This is a genomic window from Trinickia caryophylli, assembly GCF_034424545.1.
Lineage (GTDB): Bacteria > Pseudomonadota > Gammaproteobacteria > Burkholderiales > Burkholderiaceae > Trinickia > Trinickia caryophylli.
In genome coordinates this window covers 1,069,777-1,085,624 of the sequence record NZ_CP139970.1, presented here as the reverse complement: position 1 = coordinate 1,085,624, position 15,848 = coordinate 1,069,777, and the positions used below count along the sequence as shown (strand labels likewise).

Annotated in this window: 17 protein-coding genes; 1 reads left to right on the top strand and 16 read right to left on the bottom strand. The window is 66.4% G+C overall.

Annotated elements, in window-relative coordinates; genetic code table 11:
- Window positions 1-7 precede the first annotated feature (7 nt).
- Window positions 8-1,330, top strand: a complete 1,323-nt coding sequence (gene waaA, locus U0034_RS04960) for a lipid IV(A) 3-deoxy-D-manno-octulosonic acid transferase (RefSeq protein WP_085223784.1) — start codon at window positions 8-10, stop codon at window positions 1,328-1,330.
- A 25-nt stretch (window positions 1,331-1,355) separates the two neighbouring features.
- On the opposite strand, the gene ureG is transcribed toward waaA, so the two are convergent.
- The 16 genes from ureG to urtA form a co-directional block, all read right to left on the bottom strand.
- The gene (ureG, locus tag U0034_RS04955; RefSeq protein ID WP_085223786.1) at window positions 1,356-1,976 is read right to left on the bottom strand and encodes an urease accessory protein UreG; all 621 of its coding nucleotides are present in this window, start codon (window positions 1,974-1,976) and stop codon (window positions 1,356-1,358) included.
- A 25-nt stretch (window positions 1,977-2,001) separates the two neighbouring features.
- Complete coding sequence (locus U0034_RS04950; protein WP_085223788.1) at window positions 2,002-2,682, bottom strand: urease accessory protein UreF; 681 nt, start codon at window positions 2,680-2,682, stop codon at window positions 2,002-2,004.
- Complete coding sequence (ureE, locus tag U0034_RS04945) at window positions 2,669-3,268, bottom strand: urease accessory protein UreE (RefSeq protein ID WP_085223790.1); 600 nt, start codon at window positions 3,266-3,268, stop codon at window positions 2,669-2,671. Before ureE ends, U0034_RS04950 begins: the two co-directional genes overlap by 14 nt.
- A gap of 5 nt (window positions 3,269-3,273) precedes the next feature.
- The gene (gene ureC, locus U0034_RS04940; RefSeq protein WP_085223792.1) at window positions 3,274-4,980 is read right to left on the bottom strand and encodes an urease subunit alpha; all 1,707 of its coding nucleotides are present in this window, start codon (window positions 4,978-4,980) and stop codon (window positions 3,274-3,276) included.
- A gap of 66 nt (window positions 4,981-5,046) precedes the next feature.
- The gene (locus U0034_RS04935) at window positions 5,047-5,352 is read right to left on the bottom strand and encodes an urease subunit beta (protein WP_085223794.1); all 306 of its coding nucleotides are present in this window, start codon (window positions 5,350-5,352) and stop codon (window positions 5,047-5,049) included.
- A gap of 54 nt (window positions 5,353-5,406) precedes the next feature.
- A complete protein-coding gene (ureA, locus tag U0034_RS04930) occupies window positions 5,407-5,709 on the bottom strand; it encodes an urease subunit gamma (protein ID WP_085223796.1) in 303 nt (100 codons plus the stop codon).
- 31 nt (window positions 5,710-5,740) lie between these two features.
- Window positions 5,741-6,460: an amino acid ABC transporter ATP-binding protein gene (locus U0034_RS04925; protein ID WP_085223798.1), complete on the bottom strand. Its 720-nt coding sequence runs from the start codon at window positions 6,458-6,460 to the stop codon at window positions 5,741-5,743.
- The gene (locus U0034_RS04920) at window positions 6,447-7,097 is read right to left on the bottom strand and encodes an amino acid ABC transporter permease (RefSeq protein ID WP_085223800.1); all 651 of its coding nucleotides are present in this window, start codon (window positions 7,095-7,097) and stop codon (window positions 6,447-6,449) included. Before U0034_RS04920 ends, U0034_RS04925 begins: the two co-directional genes overlap by 14 nt.
- Window positions 7,094-7,762, bottom strand: coding sequence for an amino acid ABC transporter permease (locus U0034_RS04915; protein ID WP_085223802.1), 669 nt, complete (start codon window positions 7,760-7,762; stop codon window positions 7,094-7,096). The genes U0034_RS04920 and U0034_RS04915 overlap by 4 nt, the downstream gene beginning before the upstream one ends.
- Entirely contained in the window at window positions 7,762-8,532 is a 771-nt protein-coding gene (locus U0034_RS04910) for a transporter substrate-binding domain-containing protein (RefSeq protein WP_386092222.1), read from the bottom strand. Before U0034_RS04910 ends, U0034_RS04915 begins: the two co-directional genes overlap by 1 nt.
- A 233-nt stretch (window positions 8,533-8,765) precedes the next feature.
- Window positions 8,766-9,653 carry an urease accessory protein UreD gene (locus tag U0034_RS04905; protein ID WP_085223806.1) on the bottom strand — a complete coding sequence of 296 codons (888 nt, stop codon included), beginning with the start codon at window positions 9,651-9,653 and terminating at the stop codon, window positions 8,766-8,768.
- A gap of 151 nt (window positions 9,654-9,804) precedes the next feature.
- The gene (gene urtE, locus U0034_RS04900) at window positions 9,805-10,497 is read right to left on the bottom strand and encodes an urea ABC transporter ATP-binding subunit UrtE (RefSeq protein ID WP_085224453.1); all 693 of its coding nucleotides are present in this window, start codon (window positions 10,495-10,497) and stop codon (window positions 9,805-9,807) included.
- A 36-nt stretch (window positions 10,498-10,533) separates the two neighbouring features.
- On the bottom strand, window positions 10,534-11,319 hold the full coding sequence (gene urtD, locus U0034_RS04895) for an urea ABC transporter ATP-binding protein UrtD (RefSeq protein WP_102623012.1): 786 nt from the start codon (window positions 11,317-11,319) through the stop codon (window positions 10,534-10,536).
- Window positions 11,320-11,408: 89 nt separating this feature from the next.
- Window positions 11,409-12,587 carry an urea ABC transporter permease subunit UrtC gene (gene urtC, locus U0034_RS04890; RefSeq protein ID WP_085224455.1) on the bottom strand — a complete coding sequence of 393 codons (1,179 nt, stop codon included), beginning with the start codon at window positions 12,585-12,587 and terminating at the stop codon, window positions 11,409-11,411.
- An 8-nt stretch (window positions 12,588-12,595) separates the two neighbouring features.
- The gene (urtB, locus tag U0034_RS04885; RefSeq protein ID WP_085224456.1) at window positions 12,596-14,221 is read right to left on the bottom strand and encodes an urea ABC transporter permease subunit UrtB; all 1,626 of its coding nucleotides are present in this window, start codon (window positions 14,219-14,221) and stop codon (window positions 12,596-12,598) included.
- A gap of 76 nt (window positions 14,222-14,297) precedes the next feature.
- Window positions 14,298-15,599, bottom strand: coding sequence for an urea ABC transporter substrate-binding protein (gene urtA / locus U0034_RS04880; protein WP_085223810.1), 1,302 nt, complete (start codon window positions 15,597-15,599; stop codon window positions 14,298-14,300).
- Window positions 15,600-15,848 lie beyond the last annotated feature (249 nt).

Here is a 15,848-nt window from a genome sequence, read left to right as displayed (position 1 = left end):
TCATCGCATGCTGCGCGCCGTCTATCGCACGTTGTGGTGGCTCGTCGCGCCGCTCGCCGTCGTCCGTCTTCTGGTCCGCTCGCGCCGGGAGCGCGGGTATCGCGAGCATATCGGCGAGCGGTTCGGGCGGTCGTCCGGCCGCGGGCCCGACGACCGGGCGCCGCTCATCTGGGTGCATGCCGTCTCGGTCGGGGAGACGCGCGCGGCGCAACCGCTCATCGACGCGCTGATCGAAGCGCACCCCGATGCCCGCATCCTGCTCACGCACATGACGCCGAGCGGGCGTGCAACGGGCGAGCGGCTTTTCGGCGAGCGCGTCGCGCGCTGCTATCTGCCTTACGACATGCCGCACACGGTGCGCCGCTTCTTGCGGGCATGGCGGCCGACGCTCGGCATCGTGATGGAAACCGAGGTGTGGCCGACGCTGATCGACGAATGCCGCAACGCCGATGTGCCGCTCGTGCTGGCCAATGCGCGGATGTCGGCGCGCTCGTATCGGCGTGCGGCGCGTTTCGGCAAGGCGGCGCGCGAGGTGTTCGGCGGCTTCGCGCGCGTGCTCGCGCAAAGCCCATCCGATGCCGAGCGGTTGACGGCGCTCGGTGCGCGGCAGGCGGTCGTGCTCGGCAACCTGAAATTCGACATGGCAACGCCTCCCGAACTCGTCGCGCGTGGCCGTGCGTGGCGCGCCGCGATGGGTGCGCGGCCGGTATGGGTGGCCGCGAGTACGCGCGAGGGCGAGGAGGCGCTCGTACTCGATGCGTTCGATGCGCTTGCCACGAAAGAGGCGCTGCTCGTGCTCGTGCCGCGCCATCCGCAGCGTTTCGACGAAGTGGCCGCGCTCGTCGGCCGGCGTGGGCGGCAGCTCGCGCGGCGCTCGGCGTGGGCCGGGCAGGCCGCGGCTGCTGCGGCGGCTCCGAGCGAGGTCCCGCTCGCGCCGCTGCCGGCCGAGGTGTCGGTGCTGCTCGGTGATTCGATGGGGGAACTCGGCGCCTACTATGCCGCGTCCGATCTCGCGTTTATCGGCGGCAGCCTGCTGCCGCTGGGCGGGCAAAACCTCATCGAAGCGTGCGCCGTCGGCGTGCCCGTGTTGATCGGACCGCACGTGTTCAATTTCACGCAGGCAACGGCCGATGCGGTGGCCGCGGGAGCGGCCCTGCAAGTGCAGGACCCGGCCGAGCTCGCGCGTACCCTGGACATGCTCTTTGCGGACAAGGCGCGCCGCGTGGCGATGCGCGGCGCCGCCTCCGCATTCGCTGCGCGCCATCGCGGCGCGACCGCACGCACGGTGGAAGTGCTGGGCGCGCTGATGGAGGGCGGGCGGGGCGCGTGACACACACACAGCGCCGTCTCGCCGGCTAAGCGTTGAGCAATCCCTTCGTTTCGATGAAGGAAACAACCTCGGCCAGGCCGTCGAGCGCCTTCAGGTTGCACATCACGAAGGGCCGCTCGCCGCGCATCTTCTTCGCGTCCGATGCCATCACGTCGAGATTCGCGCCGACGAGCGGCGCGAGGTCCGTCTTGTTGATGACGAGCAGGTCCGATTTCGTAATGCCGGGGCCGCCCTTGCGCGGGATTTTCTCGCCGCCGGCCACGTCGATCACGTAGATCGTCAGATCCGAGAGCTCGGGGCTGAACGTGGCGGCCAGATTGTCGCCGCCCGATTCGATGAAGACGATGTCGGCATCGGGAAAGCGCGCGAGCATGCGATCGACGGCTTCGAGGTTGATCGATGCGTCTTCGCGGATCGCCGTATGCGGGCAGCCGCCTGTCTCCACGCCCATGATGCGTTCCGGCGGCAACGCGCCTGCAATCGTCAGCAGGCGCTGATCTTCCTTCGTATAGATATCGTTCGTGATGGCAACGAGATCGTAGCGATCGCGCATCGCCTTGCAGAGCATTTCGAGCAGCGTCGTCTTGCCGGAGCCGACCGGGCCGCCGACGCCAACGCGCAACGGCGGCAGTTTCTTCGTTCTCATGGTGAAGTCCAGGTCCTTCGTGGGATTAGGAGCGGAACAGGCGCGAGTACTGCGACTCGTGCCGCGCCGACAACACGCCGAGCAGCGGCGCGAACGTACTGATTCGATCGGGCTCGGTGGAAACTGCGCGTTCGACGGCCTCGCCGATCGCCGAGCGCAGCGCCACGATGATCCGCTGCCCCGACATCTGACCGAGCGGTATCGCCTTCAGCGCGGCGGCAGCCTGATTCTCGACCCAACTGAACGCATAAGCCGCGAGCGCTGCCCGCGCTTCGATGCCATGCGCCGCGGCGGCGAATGCGAAGGCGCTCGGCTGCGAAACCGGGGCGAGTGCGGCGAGCGTTTCGCGCTGCGCGCAATCGCCCCACTCGAGAGAAAGACACAGCTGCTTGAGCGACCAGCCCATCTGTTCCGTTTCGCGCCTCAACTCGGCCGATTCGCGGCTCGCGAGGAACATGGCATCGGCCGCGGCGAGCGCGTCGGCTTGGTGCGCGATCCAGCGCCCCATCTGATGCGCGAGAAACGGCAACTCGCAGCGCGCGAGCACATGCGCGAGGCCGCTCTCGATCCAGTTGCGCGCGGTGTCGGCGTCGTGCACGAGCCCGATGTCGATCGCCGACTCGAGCCCCTGCGAATAGCTGAAAGCGCCGATCGGCAATGCCGGGGAGGCGAGGTGCAACAGCGCGGTCAGCTCATCGATGCGCATGGCTCTTGCCGCAGTCGTGCCCATGACCGTCTCCGCAGGCATGGTCGTGGCCATGATCGTGCTGATGCCCGTGGTGTTCGTCGAACACGCGCTGTGCGAGCGCATAGTCCTCGTCGAATGTCGCATCGTGCCCGTGCCGATGGCCGCCGCCGTAAGCACCCGCTTCAGGCTGAAACGGCAGGCACGCACGCTCGACGAGCGCGCCGAGCCTCACGAGCATCGTCTCCAGCACGGCATCGGCCTCGAGCTTGAGATAGTCCGTGCCGACTTCCACCGGCGTATGACGGTTGCCGAGATGATAGGCGGCCCGCGTCAGCGTGAGCGCGTCGGGGCCCCGCACCAGCAGTACCGCTTCGGGGGCGGCGACGACGCGAACGAGCGCGCCGTCGTCGGCCACGAGTACGTCGCCGTGCGCGAGCACGGTGCCGCGCGGCAGCACGAGCGCGACGGGCTCGCCATTATCGAGCGTGGCCGCGAGCCGGCTCTTGCAGCGGGCATCGTAGGCAAGCGTGAGCGTCGGGGCGCGCGCCACGAGCGAAGCGGCGAGTTTCGCGGGAGGCGCGATGCGTTTGTCGATCGTGCGCATGAGCATCAAAACAGGAAGTAACGTTGGGCCATCGGCAGTACCTTGGCCGGTTCGCAGGTGAGCAATTGCCCATCGGCCACGACCTGATAGGTTTCGGGGTCCACGCTGATCGACGGCTGCCACGCGTTGTGGATCATGTCGGCCTTCGTCACGCTGCGGCAGCCGCGCACGGGCGCGATGCGCTTGGCAAGACCGTAGCGCTCGCCGATGCCGCCTTCGGCGGCCATCTGCGAAACGAAGGTGAGCGAGGTACGCGCGAGCGCCCCGCCGCGCGTGGCGAACATCTCGCGGTAGTGGACGGGCTGTGGCGTGGGGATCGACGCGTTCGGATCGCCCATCTGCGCGATGGCGATCATGCCGCCTTTGACGATCATCGACGGCTTCACGCCGAAAAACGCGGGCTCCCAAAGCACCAGATCCGCGAACTTGCCGGGCTCGATCGATCCGACTTCATGCGCAATGCCATGCGTGAGTGCGGGGTTGATCGTGTATTTCGCGACGTACCGCTTCGCGCGAAAATTGTCGTTACGTGCGCTGTCTTGCGCGAGCGCGCCGCGCTGCACCTTCATCTTGTGCGCTGTCTGCCAGGTGCGGATGATGACTTCGCCCACGCGCCCCATCGCCTGCGAGTCCGACGACAACATGGAAAGCGCGCCGAGATCGTGCAGGATGTCCTCCGCGGCGATCGTTTCGCGGCGGATCCTCGATTCGGCGAAAGCCAGATCCTCGGCAATCGACGGATCGAGGTGATGGCAGACCATCAGCATGTCGAGGTGCTCGTCGAGCGTATTGACGGTGTAGGGCCGCGTGGGATTCGTCGACGAAGGCAGCACGTTCGCTTCGCCGCAGACCTTGATGATGTCGGGCGCGTGCCCGCCGCCGGCACCCTCGGTGTGGTACGTGTGGATCGTGCGCCCCTTGAACGCGGCCACCGTCGATTCGACGAAGCCCGCTTCGTTCAGCGTATCGGTATGGATGGCGACCTGCGTGTCGGTGGCGTCGGCCACCGAGAGGCAGTTGTCGATCGCGGCCGGCGTCGTGCCCCAGTCTTCGTGCAGCTTGAGCCCGATCGCGCCAGCCGCGATCTGCTCCGTGAGCGGCTCCGGCAGGCTTGCATTGCCCTTGCCGAGAAAGCCCAGATTGATCGGCCAGCCGTCGGCCGCCTGCAGCATGCGTTCGAGGTGCCACGGGCCCGGCGTGCAGGTCGTGGCGTTCGTGCCGGTGGCGGGCCCCGTGCCGCCGCCGATCATCGTCGTGACACCCGAGGCCAGCGCCTCGTCGATCTGCTGCGGGCAGATGAAGTGGATGTGCGTGTCGATGCCGCCGGCCGTCGCGATGAGCCCTTCGCCCGCGATCACCTCGGTGGCGGCGCCGATCGCGATCGTCACGCCCGGCTGGATGTCGGGGTTGCCCGCCTTGCCGATTGCGGCGATGCGCCCGTCCTTGATCGCGATGTCGGCCTTCACAATGCCCCAATGGTCGAGGATCACGGCGTTCGTCACGACCGTGTCCGCCACGAGCGCGGCTACGCGCTGCGACTGGCCCATGCCGTCGCGTATGACCTTGCCGCCGCCGAACTTGACCTCTTCGCCGTAGATCGTGAAGTCGCGTTCGACCTCGATCACGAGGTCGGTATCGGCGAGCCGGATGCGGTCGCCTGTCGTCGGGCCGAACATTTCCGCGTAAGCGCGGCGGTCGATGCGCAATGTCATGGTGATTGGATGTCCTGGAGAATCGGTAGCGAGCGGGCGGGAATGGGCAAAGGGGCGGACAGCGCCTCAGAGCGGCCCCATCACCTTGCCGTTGAAGCCGTAGACGGCTCTATCGCCCGCCAGTGCGACGAGCTCCACGGTGCGCTCCTGGCCCGGCTCGAACCGCACGGCCGTGCCGGCGGCGATGTTGAGCCTGAAGCCGCGGGCGGCCTCGCGGTCGAACGAAAGCGCGGCATTGACTTCGAAGAAGTGGAAGTGCGAGCCGATCTGCACGGGGCGGTCGCCCGTATTGGCGACCTTGAGCGTGCGTGTCTCTCGCCCCGCGTTCAGTTCGATCTCGCCGGGTTCGATGATGATTTCGCCTGGAATCATGGGCGTGGTCCTGGGACGGTGACGACGAGTGACGGCATGGACGGCCGGCGCCTGTCAGGGAATCGGATGATGGACGGTCACGAGCTTCGTGCCGTCGGGAAACGTCGCCTCGACCTGAATGTCGGGGATCATCTCAGGCACGCCTTCCATGACGTCGTCGCGCGTGAGCAGCGTCGTGCCGTAGTGCATGAGCTCGGCCACGGTTTGCCCGTCGCGCGCCGCTTCCATCAGCGCGGCGGTGATGAATGCGACCGCTTCGGGGTAGTTGAGCTTGAGGCCGCGCGCTTTGCGCCTCTCGGCCAGGAGTGCTGCCGTGAAGATGAGCAGCTTGTCTTTCTCGCGTGGGGTGAGCTTCATCGCAGTGAGGTGAAAGCAGTCTGAAAGCGCATCATTGAACGAACTTCTGCAATTCTATGCTTTGCGGGTGACCGAAGATCTGCTCCGGCGGCCCGCTTTCCCACACGCGGCCCTGATGCATGAAGACGACGATGTCGCTTACGCGGCGCGCGAAGCGCATCTCGTGCGTGACCATGATCAGCGTCATGCCTTCGCGGGCCAGTTGTTCGACCACGCCGAGCACTTCACCGACGAGTTCGGGGTCCAGCGCCGAGGTGATCTCGTCGCACAGAAGCAGGGCGGGCTCCATCGCGAGCGCGCGCGCGATCGCCACGCGCTGCTGCTGACCGCCCGAGAGCTGATCGGGGTAGGCGTCGAATTTGTCGCCGAGGCCCACACGCTGGAGCATGCTTTGAGCGACGACCTGTGCCTTCACGCGCGAGGTCTTCTTCACGACCGTCTGCGCGAGCATGACGTTTTCGCCGGCGCTCAGATGCGGAAACAGGTTGTATTGCTGAAAGACCATCCCGACCTTGAGCCGCAGGCGCCGCAAATCGGCGTGGCGTGCATCGATGCGTTCGCCGTCGATGTCGATCGAGCCCGAATCGATGCTTTCGAGGCCGTTGAGCGTGCGCAGCAGCGTGCTCTTGCCCGAGCCGCTTTTGCCGATGATCGTCACGACCTGCCCGGGCTCGACCGCGAGATCGATGCCTTTGAGCACGTGCGTCGCACCGAACTGCTTGTGCACCTGACTGACTTCAACGAGCGACATGGAGTTTCCTTTCGAGCGCACGCGCAGTGCGCGACAGCGGGTAGCACAGGGCGAAGTAGATGATCGCGACGCAGCCGTACACGGCGAACGGCCGGAAGGTCGCATTGGAGATCACGGTGCCGGCCTTCGTCAGCTCGGTGAAGCCGATGATCGAGACGAGCGCCGTATCCTTGATCGCCTGCACCGAAAAGCCGACGGTCGGGGCGATCGCGATACGCAGGGCCTGCGGCAGGATCACGTGGCGCAACTGCTCGAAATAGTTCATGGCGAGGCTCGCCGACGCTTCCCATTGCCCGCGCGGAACCGCCTCCACGCAGCCGCGCCAGATCTCGGCCAGATAGGCACTCGTGAAGAACGTGAGGCCGAGCGTGGCGGCAACCCAGGGCTCCACGTCGAGGCCGACGAGCGGCAAGCCGAAGAACACGACGAAAAGCTGCATGAGCAGCGGCGTGCCTTGAAATACCTCGATATAGAGCTTCGCCAGCCCGCGCAGCACACGCGAGGGCGAGACGCGCGCGAGCAGGAGAACGAAGCCGGCGAGCCCGCCCGCGGCGAACGATACGATGGACAGCACAATCGTCCAGCGGGCGGCCAGCAACAGATTGGCGACGATTTGCTCGAAGCTGAATTCGATCATCGCGCACCTCGCGCAAAGAGCTTGCGGCCTGCGGCGTTGAGCGCCATGCGCACGATGACGGCCAGGCCGAGGTACGACGCGGTGATCGTGAGGTAGGTCTCGAACGCGCGGAAGTTGCGTGACTGGATGTAGCTCGCCGCGTAGGTGAGATCGGGCACCGAGATCTGCGAGACGACAGCCGAGCCCAGCATGACGATGACGATCTGGCTCGTCAACGCGGGGAACACCTTGGCCAGCGCTTGCGGCAGGACCACGTGCCGGTAGGTCTGAGCCGGTGTCATGGCGAGCGAGGCGGCCGCCTCGAGGTGGCCGCGCGGCACGGCCGCCACGCCGGCCCGCACGATCTCGGTGGCATAGGCGCCGAGGTTCAGCGTCATCGCGATGACGGACGCGCTGAGCTCGTCGAGTCGCACGCCGAGCGCGGGCAGTCCGAAGAATACGAAGAAGAGCTGAATGATGAACGGCGTGTTGCGGATCGCCTCCACATAGGTGGCGCACACGCCGCGCAGCACGCGCGAGCGGCTCTCGCGCGCGGCCGCGCCCGCGATGCCGATGCCCACCCCCAGCACTGTCGATCCGGCGGTAAGCGCGAGCGTGAGCGCCGCGCCGCGCGCGAACATGCCCGCATATTGCGCGAGCTCCCCGAATTCGAGCGAGTAGCTCATCAGAGGCTGGCCGGCAACGGTTGGCCGAACCACTTCTTCGACATCGCATCGAGCGCGCCGTCCGTGCGCGCCTGCCTGATCGCCGCGTTGACCTTTTCGAGCAGGCGGGGCTCGTTCTTGTTCAGGCCGACATAGCAGGGAGAATCCTTGATGACGAACTTCGGCTCGGGCATGCGCGGCGGATGCCTGGCGACGATCGCCGCGGCCACGACGTTGCCGGCCGCGATCAACTGCACCTGGCCCGAAAGAAATGCGGCGATCGTCGCGTTGTTGTCTTCGAAGCGCTTGATCGTGGCGTTGGGCGCCATCTGCGTGAGCGCGATTTCCTCGAGCGCGCCGCGCGTCGCACCGACGGTCTTGCCCGTCAGATCGGCCGGGCCGGCGACCTTGATGTCGGCAGGGCCGAACACGCCCTGGTAGTAGGGCGCATAGGCTTGCGAGAAATCGACGACCTTCTCGCGCTCGGGCGTTTTGCCGAGCGACGAGATCACGAGATCGACCTTGTTGGTCGTGAGATACGGAATGCGGTTGGCACTGTTCACGGGCACGAGTTGCAGCTTCACGCCGAGCGACTTCGCGAGCAGCGCGGCCATGTCGACGTCGTAGCCTTGCGGCTTCATGTCGGGGCCGACGGAGCCGAACGGCGGATAGTCTTCGGGAATGGCCACGCGCAGCATGCCGTTCTTGCTGACGGTATCGAGGGCATCGGCTCGCGCGGAAAGGCTTGCGATCGGCAGGAGGGCGGCTGCGGCGACGAGCGCGGCGAACATGCGCCCGAAAAGGCGGTGCTTCATGAACGGGTCTCCTACGCGGCTAAGCGTGCCGTCAGGAATGCGGCACCGTCCGTAGCCGGGTGAGCGCCCCATTGAGCAAGCGCTGTGCCATGAGGCCTATTCCGTTGCGAGGCCGTCGGCTGGTCAGTCTGGTCAGTCCAGTCAGGCCGGCATGCACCGGAATGGAGATCGGAAATGGTGCGTCGCCCTTCGGTGGTGCGCGTGGGAGCTCAGGTCGACCACAAACGCAGCGCGCGCGCCGGCACGCCATGCACGATCGGCCGCAGCGTCATCCAGCAGCGTTGCATCAGCAACTGCACGTCTTCCATCGACGCGCCCACCACCCGTATGAGCAATACGCCGCCGGGCAGGACAGTAGGTGCCGCGCGCAGCCTCGCATCGAACGGGAGCGAGGCGGCGAGCGATTCGCCGAGCTCGGTCGTACAGGCTGCGCCGAGGGCCCATAAGGTACCGAATACGGGCAGACCGGCGAGCCCTTGCGGTGCATCGCGCAGCGGATCGGACGCATCGAGCCGGGCGCGCTCGTGCCACAGGAGCGGCCCGCCGGCAGCGACGCCGATCGAAGTGGTGAAGGCGAGCTCGCCTGAGCTCCACCGCTCGCCGGCTGCTTGACGGCCCAACTGCATCGCATCCCAGCCGATGGCCGACGCGCCCGGTGCGATCGTCAGCGCGAAATCGAGCGCGGCGCGGGTTTCGTCGAAGACGATGTTGTTCTGCGGCAGCCAATCGAGCTTTGCGCCCTTGCCGAGATCGATGGCGATCCGCTGCGAGGCGCTGCGGCCGTTGGCCTTGTACCACTTCGTCGCACCGGGCGTCGTCAGCACCGCATGTGCGCCCTCGCCGAGCCGCACGTCGATCGAAAGGCGGTCGCCGCCCGCCACGCCGCCCGGCGGATGCACGATCACGGCATGGCAGACCTCCTCGCCTTCCGGATAAAGCGCGCGCTGGACGACGAGGGGCCCTTCGTGCCGCCGATGCGAGAGCGTCGTGCGCGCGGCACGACGCGTGAATGCAAGCTCGAGTCGCGCGTTCCAGGCGCTCGTGCTCGAGAAGGCTTCGGGGGAATCGGCGGGCGTGAGTGATTGCGGCAAAAGCATCGATGAAAACGAGCGGCGGGCGGAAGGTGCCGCCAATCTACACGAAAGCGGCGGCGATCGAGAAACGCGGCGAGTAGCGGCCCGGAGCCCGTTCTCGCCGCTTGCATATTTGCGAACGTGGTGCGGGCCGCCGTGGCCGGCCGCCCCCGGCCTAGACGGCGATCAGCTCGCGCACACCGTGCTCGTCCATTTCCGCACCGTCGCCGCCCGCGATGATCTCGCCACGGCGCATCACCCAGTAGCGGTCGGCAAGTGCGCGTGCGAAGTCGTAATACTGCTCGACGAGCAGGATCGTCATGCCCTCTTCATCGACGAGCCGCCGCAGCGTGCGGCCGATATCCTGGATGATCGAGGGCTGGATACCCTCGGTCGGCTCGTCGAGAATGAGCAGCTCCGGTTGGCTCATCAACGCGCGGCCGATCGCGAGTTGTTGCTGCTGGCCGCCCGAAAGATCGCCGCCGCGGCGCTTGCGCATCTCCTTGAGCACGGGAAAGAGCGCGTAGATGCGATCGGGCACCTGCGAGACGGGCTTGCGGCTCGCCGCGCCCACGAGCAGGTTTTCTTCGACCGTCAGCCGGCCGAAAATCTCGCGCCCTTGCGGCACATACCCGAAGCCATGCGCGACGCGCGCGGGCGTGGGCAGTGTCTCGAATGCCTGCCCGTGCCACGCGATCTTGCCCGTCTTCGCGCGCACGAGCCCCATGAGGCAGCGCAACAGCGTGGTCTTGCCCACACCGTTGCGCCCGAGCAGCACGGTCAGCGAACCTTTCGGCACCTCGAGCGTGACGTCGCGCAGAATGTGGCTGCCGCCGTAATACTGGTTGAGCCCGGTGATGTTCAGCATCGAAGCCATCCTCGTTTCATCGTCTTCGTTTCAACGTTATCGGCCGAGATACGACTCGATCACGGCTTTGTTGCGCTTCACGTCGTCGAGCGTGCCTTCCGCGAGCACGCTGCCTTCGGCCATCACGGTTACGCGCGAGTGCGCGCCGGCCAGGGCCGCGACGAACTCCATGTCGTGCTCCACCACGAGCATCGAGCAGGTGCCGCGCAGGCGTTCGAGCAGTTGCGCGAGCGCCATCGTCTCGTCGTCGGTCATGCCGGCGGCCGGCTCGTCGAGCAACAGCAACGCCGGCTGCTGCATCAGCAGCATGCCGATTTCGAGCCGTTGCTTCTGCCCGTGCGAGAGCTCGCCCGCGAGCCGGTGCGCCTGCGTCTCGAGTCCGATGGTCTCGAGCGTCTGCTCGATGCGCGCCTGCGCCTCGCGCGTGAGACGCGCGCGCAGCGACGCAAGCCAGCCCTTGTCGGCCTGCATGGCGAGCTCGAGGTTCTCCCAGACAGGGTGCTGCTCGAACACGGTGGGCTTCTGGAACTTGCGCCCGATGCCGGCGCGAGCAATGGACGGCTCGTCCATGCGCGTGAGATCGAGCGTCTGGCCGAGGAATACCTTGCCTTTGTCGGGGCGCGTCTTGCCCGTGACCACGTCCATCATCGTCGTCTTGCCCGCGCCGTTCGGCCCGATCACGCAGCGCAGCTCGCCCACGTCGAGCGTGAGCGTCAGCGCGTCGAGCGCGCGAAAGCCGTCGAAGCTCACGGTCACGTCCTCCACGTAGAGAATCGTGCCGTGGGAAACGTCGATGCTGCCGGCGGCGACGGCGTGCCCCATCGCGGCCGTACCCGAGAGCGCGTACCCGTTCGTATCGTTTGCCTGACGTGCCCGATGTGCCGGATGTGCCGGATTGCTGGCGGTGTTCGTCATTGCTGCCTCCCGCGGGCCGTGATTGTCTGAACGAGCCCCACGATGCCGCGCGGCATGACGAGCGGCACGACGACGAATACCGCGCCGAGGAAGAACAGCCAATACTCGGCGAAATAGGCGGTGAAGAAGCTCTTTGCGCCGTTGACGGCGAACGCGCCGACGATCGGTCCGACGAGCGTGCCGCGGCCGCCCACGGCTACCCATATCGCCATCTCGATCGAATTACCAGGCGACATCTCGCCCGGATTGACGATGCCGACCTGGGGCACGTAGAGCGCGCCGGCGATGGCGCACAGCACGGCAGACAAGGTCCAGACGAAGAGCTTGTAGGCAAGCGGGCTGTAGCCGAGGAACATGAGGCGTGTCTCGCCGTCGCGCATGGCGGTGACGACGCGGCCGAGCTTCGAGACGACGATTGCGCGCGCGAGCAGGAACGCGAGCACGAGCGCGGCGAACGTCATGAGGAAGAGCGCGGTGCGCGTACCCGGATGCGTGATCGAAAAGCCCGCGATGCGCTTGAAATCGGTAAAGCCGTTGTTGCCGCCGAAGCCCGTTTCGTTGCGATAGAAAAGCAGCATCGCCGCATAGGTGAGCGCCTGCGTGATGATCGACAGATAAACGCCTTGCACGCGCGAGCGAAAGGCGAAGAAGCCGAACGTCCAGGCGAGCGCGGCCGGCACGAGCACGACGAGGGCGAGCGCATACCAGAGGTGCTCGGTGCCGTGCCAGTACCAGGGCAGCGCATGCCAGTTGAGGAAGACCATGAAGTCGGGCAGCTCGCTGCCGTATACGCCGTCGCGGCCGATCGCGCGCATGAGATACATGCCGATCCCATAGCCGCCGAGCGCGAAAAAGAGGCCGTGCCCGAGGCTCAGAATGCCGCAGTATCCCCACACGAGATCGAGCGCGAGCGCCGCGATCGCGTAGCACATGAACTTTCCGCCGAGCGTGAGCGCGTAGGCCGACAGATGAAACGCACTGGATTCGGGCAGCACCAGCGAGGCGAACGGCACGCCCAGGCCGATGGCCGCAACGAGCGCGAGCAGCAGGGCCCATGCACGATGCGAGAGCAGAGCGCGCCGCGGCGCAAGCCCGAGCGCGAAGCCCGATACGGCTGCGGTCCCGGGCGGAGACGGCGCTTGTGCCGCGGGTGAGGGAAAGGATGTGGTGGTCATCGCGGGTTTCATGCGCTGCGTCCCTTGAGAGCGAAGAGGCCCTGCGGACGCTTCTGAATGAAGAGAACGATCATGACGAGCACGGCGATTTTCGCGAGCACGGGGCCCGAGAGCGGCTCGATGGCTTTGGCCAGCACGCCGAGGCCGAAGCTGCCGAGCACGGTGCCCGCGAGCTGCCCCACGCCGCCGAGCACCACGGCCATGAACGAGTCGACGATGTAGCTTTGGCCGAGATCGGGCCCGACGTTGCCGATCTGCGAGAGCGCGCATCCGCCGAGGCCCGCGATGCCTGCGCCGAACGCGAACGCGTAGGAATCGATGCGCGCGGTCTTGATGCCGACGCACGCCGCCATACTGCGGTTTTGCGTGACGGCGCGCACGAACAGTCCGAGCCGCGTGCGCGTGAGCACCGCCCATGCGATGGCAACGACCGCGATCGAGAACGCGAGGATCGCAAGGCGGTTGTACGGAAGAATGAGATTCGGCAGCAGCGCAACGCCGCCTGTCATCCAGCCCGGATTGGAAACCTGCACGTTCTGGGCGCCGAAAATCGTGCGCGTTGCCTGCATCAGCACGAGGCTGACGCCGAACGTGGTGAGCAGCGTTTCGAGCGGGCGTCCGTACAGGTGCCGGATGACGAGCCGCTCGATCGCCACGCCCACTGCCGCCGCGGCCACGAACGAAGCCGGTACGGCGGCGAGCGGGTACCAGTCGAACGCGCCCGGCGCGCAGCGCTGAAAGAGGTTTTGCACGACGTAGGTGGCATAGGCGCCGATCATGAGGAATTCGCCGTGCGCCATGTTGATGACGCCGATCACGCCGTAGGTGATCGCGAGCCCGAGCGCGGCGAGCAGCAGGACGCTGCCGAGCGAGATACCCGCGAAGAGCGTTCCGGCCACGCGGCTTTGCGTCTCCATGGCATCGAGTGCGTCGATGCCTTTTTGTGCCGCCTCGCGCACGCGCGCGTCGGGTTCGGCGAAGGTCCCATCGGCCTTTTGGGCGACGAGCGGCCGCAGGAGCGCATACATGTCGGGATCGCGTCGCGCGGAAACGAGCGTGGCGGCTTCGAGCCGCTTCGCGGCATCGCTGTCCGTGAGCGCCGTCGTGGCCCAGAGCGTGTCGAGCCGGCGCCGGATCGCGGGATCGGTCTCCTTGGCGCGCGCCTCGTCGATGAGCGGCTTCATCGACGAGTCGGGGCTCGCGAGCAGCGCATCGACGGCGGCGCGCCGTGTTGCGGGATCGGTCGACGTGAGTTTCAGCCCGGCGACGGCGCCCGCCACCTTGGTCCGCAAAAGGTTGTTGAGCGTGATCGGCTGTGCGTCGCCGGTGGCGACGGTCTTGCCCGTAATCGGATCGAGCGCATGATCGCTGGACTCGTCCTGTTGGACGATCACCTCGCCCGACGCCGTGGCGAGCGCCTGTTCGTTGGCCAGCGCATTCAGCACCGTCAGCGAAACCCGATCGTGGGTGGCAACCAGCTTGTCGATGGCTGCCGATTTTGCCGTGAAGTCGTCGGCCGCGAGCGGGGCGAGATCGGCGGGCGTCAGCGCACCCGCGGCCGCGAGCGCAACGGAACTCGCGAGCGCGCAGGCGAGCGGCACCGTAAAGAGGCATGAGCGTAGCAGGGCAATCATGGGTCGAGGCGCCGTGATGAAAGAAAAATGCGCGAACGCACGTCGAGTGCGCCGCGCGTGCATCGTCGATATCGGCCTATGCGACAGCGCGCCGGCGGCGGAGAAACCCGGGAATCGAGCTCACGACATCGGGCTTGCCCTGATTGCCGGCGATGAACGGGCTCCACGGCTGCGCGCGGATAGCCTGCCTGGTCTTCCAGACGACGTTGAACTGGCCGTCGGCCCGGATCTCTCCGATCATCACCGGCTTGTGCAGGTGGTGATTGCCGTCCATCGTCAGCACGAAGCCCGACGGGGCATTGAAGGTCTGGCCGATCATGGCCGTGCGTACCTTGTCGACGTCGGTGCTCTTCGCCTTTTCGACGGCCTGCTTCCACATATGGATGCCGACGAACGTCGCTTCCATCGGATCGTTGGTGACGCGCTTGCCGCCGCCGGGCAGCTTCTGCGACTCGACCCATTTCGCCCATTCCGACTTGAACTTGTTGTTCTCCCCGGCCTTCACCGACATGAAGTAGTTCCACGCCGCGAGGTGGCCGACGAGCGGTTTGGTATCGATGCCGCGCAGTTCCTCTTCGCCCACCGAGAACGCCACCACGGGCACGTCGCTCGCCTTGAGGCCCTGGTTGCCGAGTTCCTTGTAGAACGGGACGTTCGAATCGCCATTGATCGTCGAGACGACCGTGGTCTTGCCGCCTTGCGCGAACGCCTTGATATTGGCAACGATGGTTTGATAGTCGCTGTGGCCGAACGGCGTGTAGATCTCCTGGATGTCGGCGTCCTTGACGCCCTTCGAGTGCAGGAACGCGCGCAGGATCTTGTTGGTCGTGCGCGGGTAGACGTAGTCGGTGCCGAGCAGGAAAAAGCGCTTGGCGCCGCCGCCTTCCGCGCTCATCAGATACTCGACGGCGGGGATGGCCTGCTGGTTGGGCGCCGCGCCCGTATAGAAGACGTTGCGCGACATCTCTTCGCCTTCGTACTGCACGGGGTAATACAGCAGGCCGTTGAGCTCCTCGAACACGGGCAGCACGGATTTGCGCGAGACGGAGGTCCAGCAGCCGAATACGCAAGCCACCTTGTCTTGCGTGAGCAACTGCCGCGCTTTCTCGGCGAAGAGCGGCCAGTTCGAGGCCGGATCGACGACGACCGGCTCGATCTGCCGGCCGAGCACGCCGCCGCTCTTGTTGATGTCGGCGATCGTCATGAGCGCCGTGTCCTTGAGCGACGTCTCCGAGATGGCCATCGTGCCGGACAGCGAATGCAGGATGCCGACCTTGATCGGTCCGCTTTTCGACTGAGCGCGCGTGAGCGGGCTTTGACCTGCGAGTGCCAGTGCGCCCGAAACGGTACCGAGCTTCAACAGGCTGCGACGTTTCATGTGCTTCCCCTTGCCGGTGGGTGAGTTGCGATTTGTTGGGATGGACCGCGAATTGCTGTGCCGCTGAAAATCGGCCCGCCTGCCATCGCAAGCTGTGTGCCAGCCAGGGGACGCGACGGACCCGCTCGGAACCGATACCGGTCTTTCTGCGGAGCGAAGGTGCAGCGCGTGCAATCAGGCTAGGAACGATGGTGGGGCGCGATGCGCGCGTGTGGTGCGCAGTGCGTCGCGATGAGGCGTGCGGTGAGC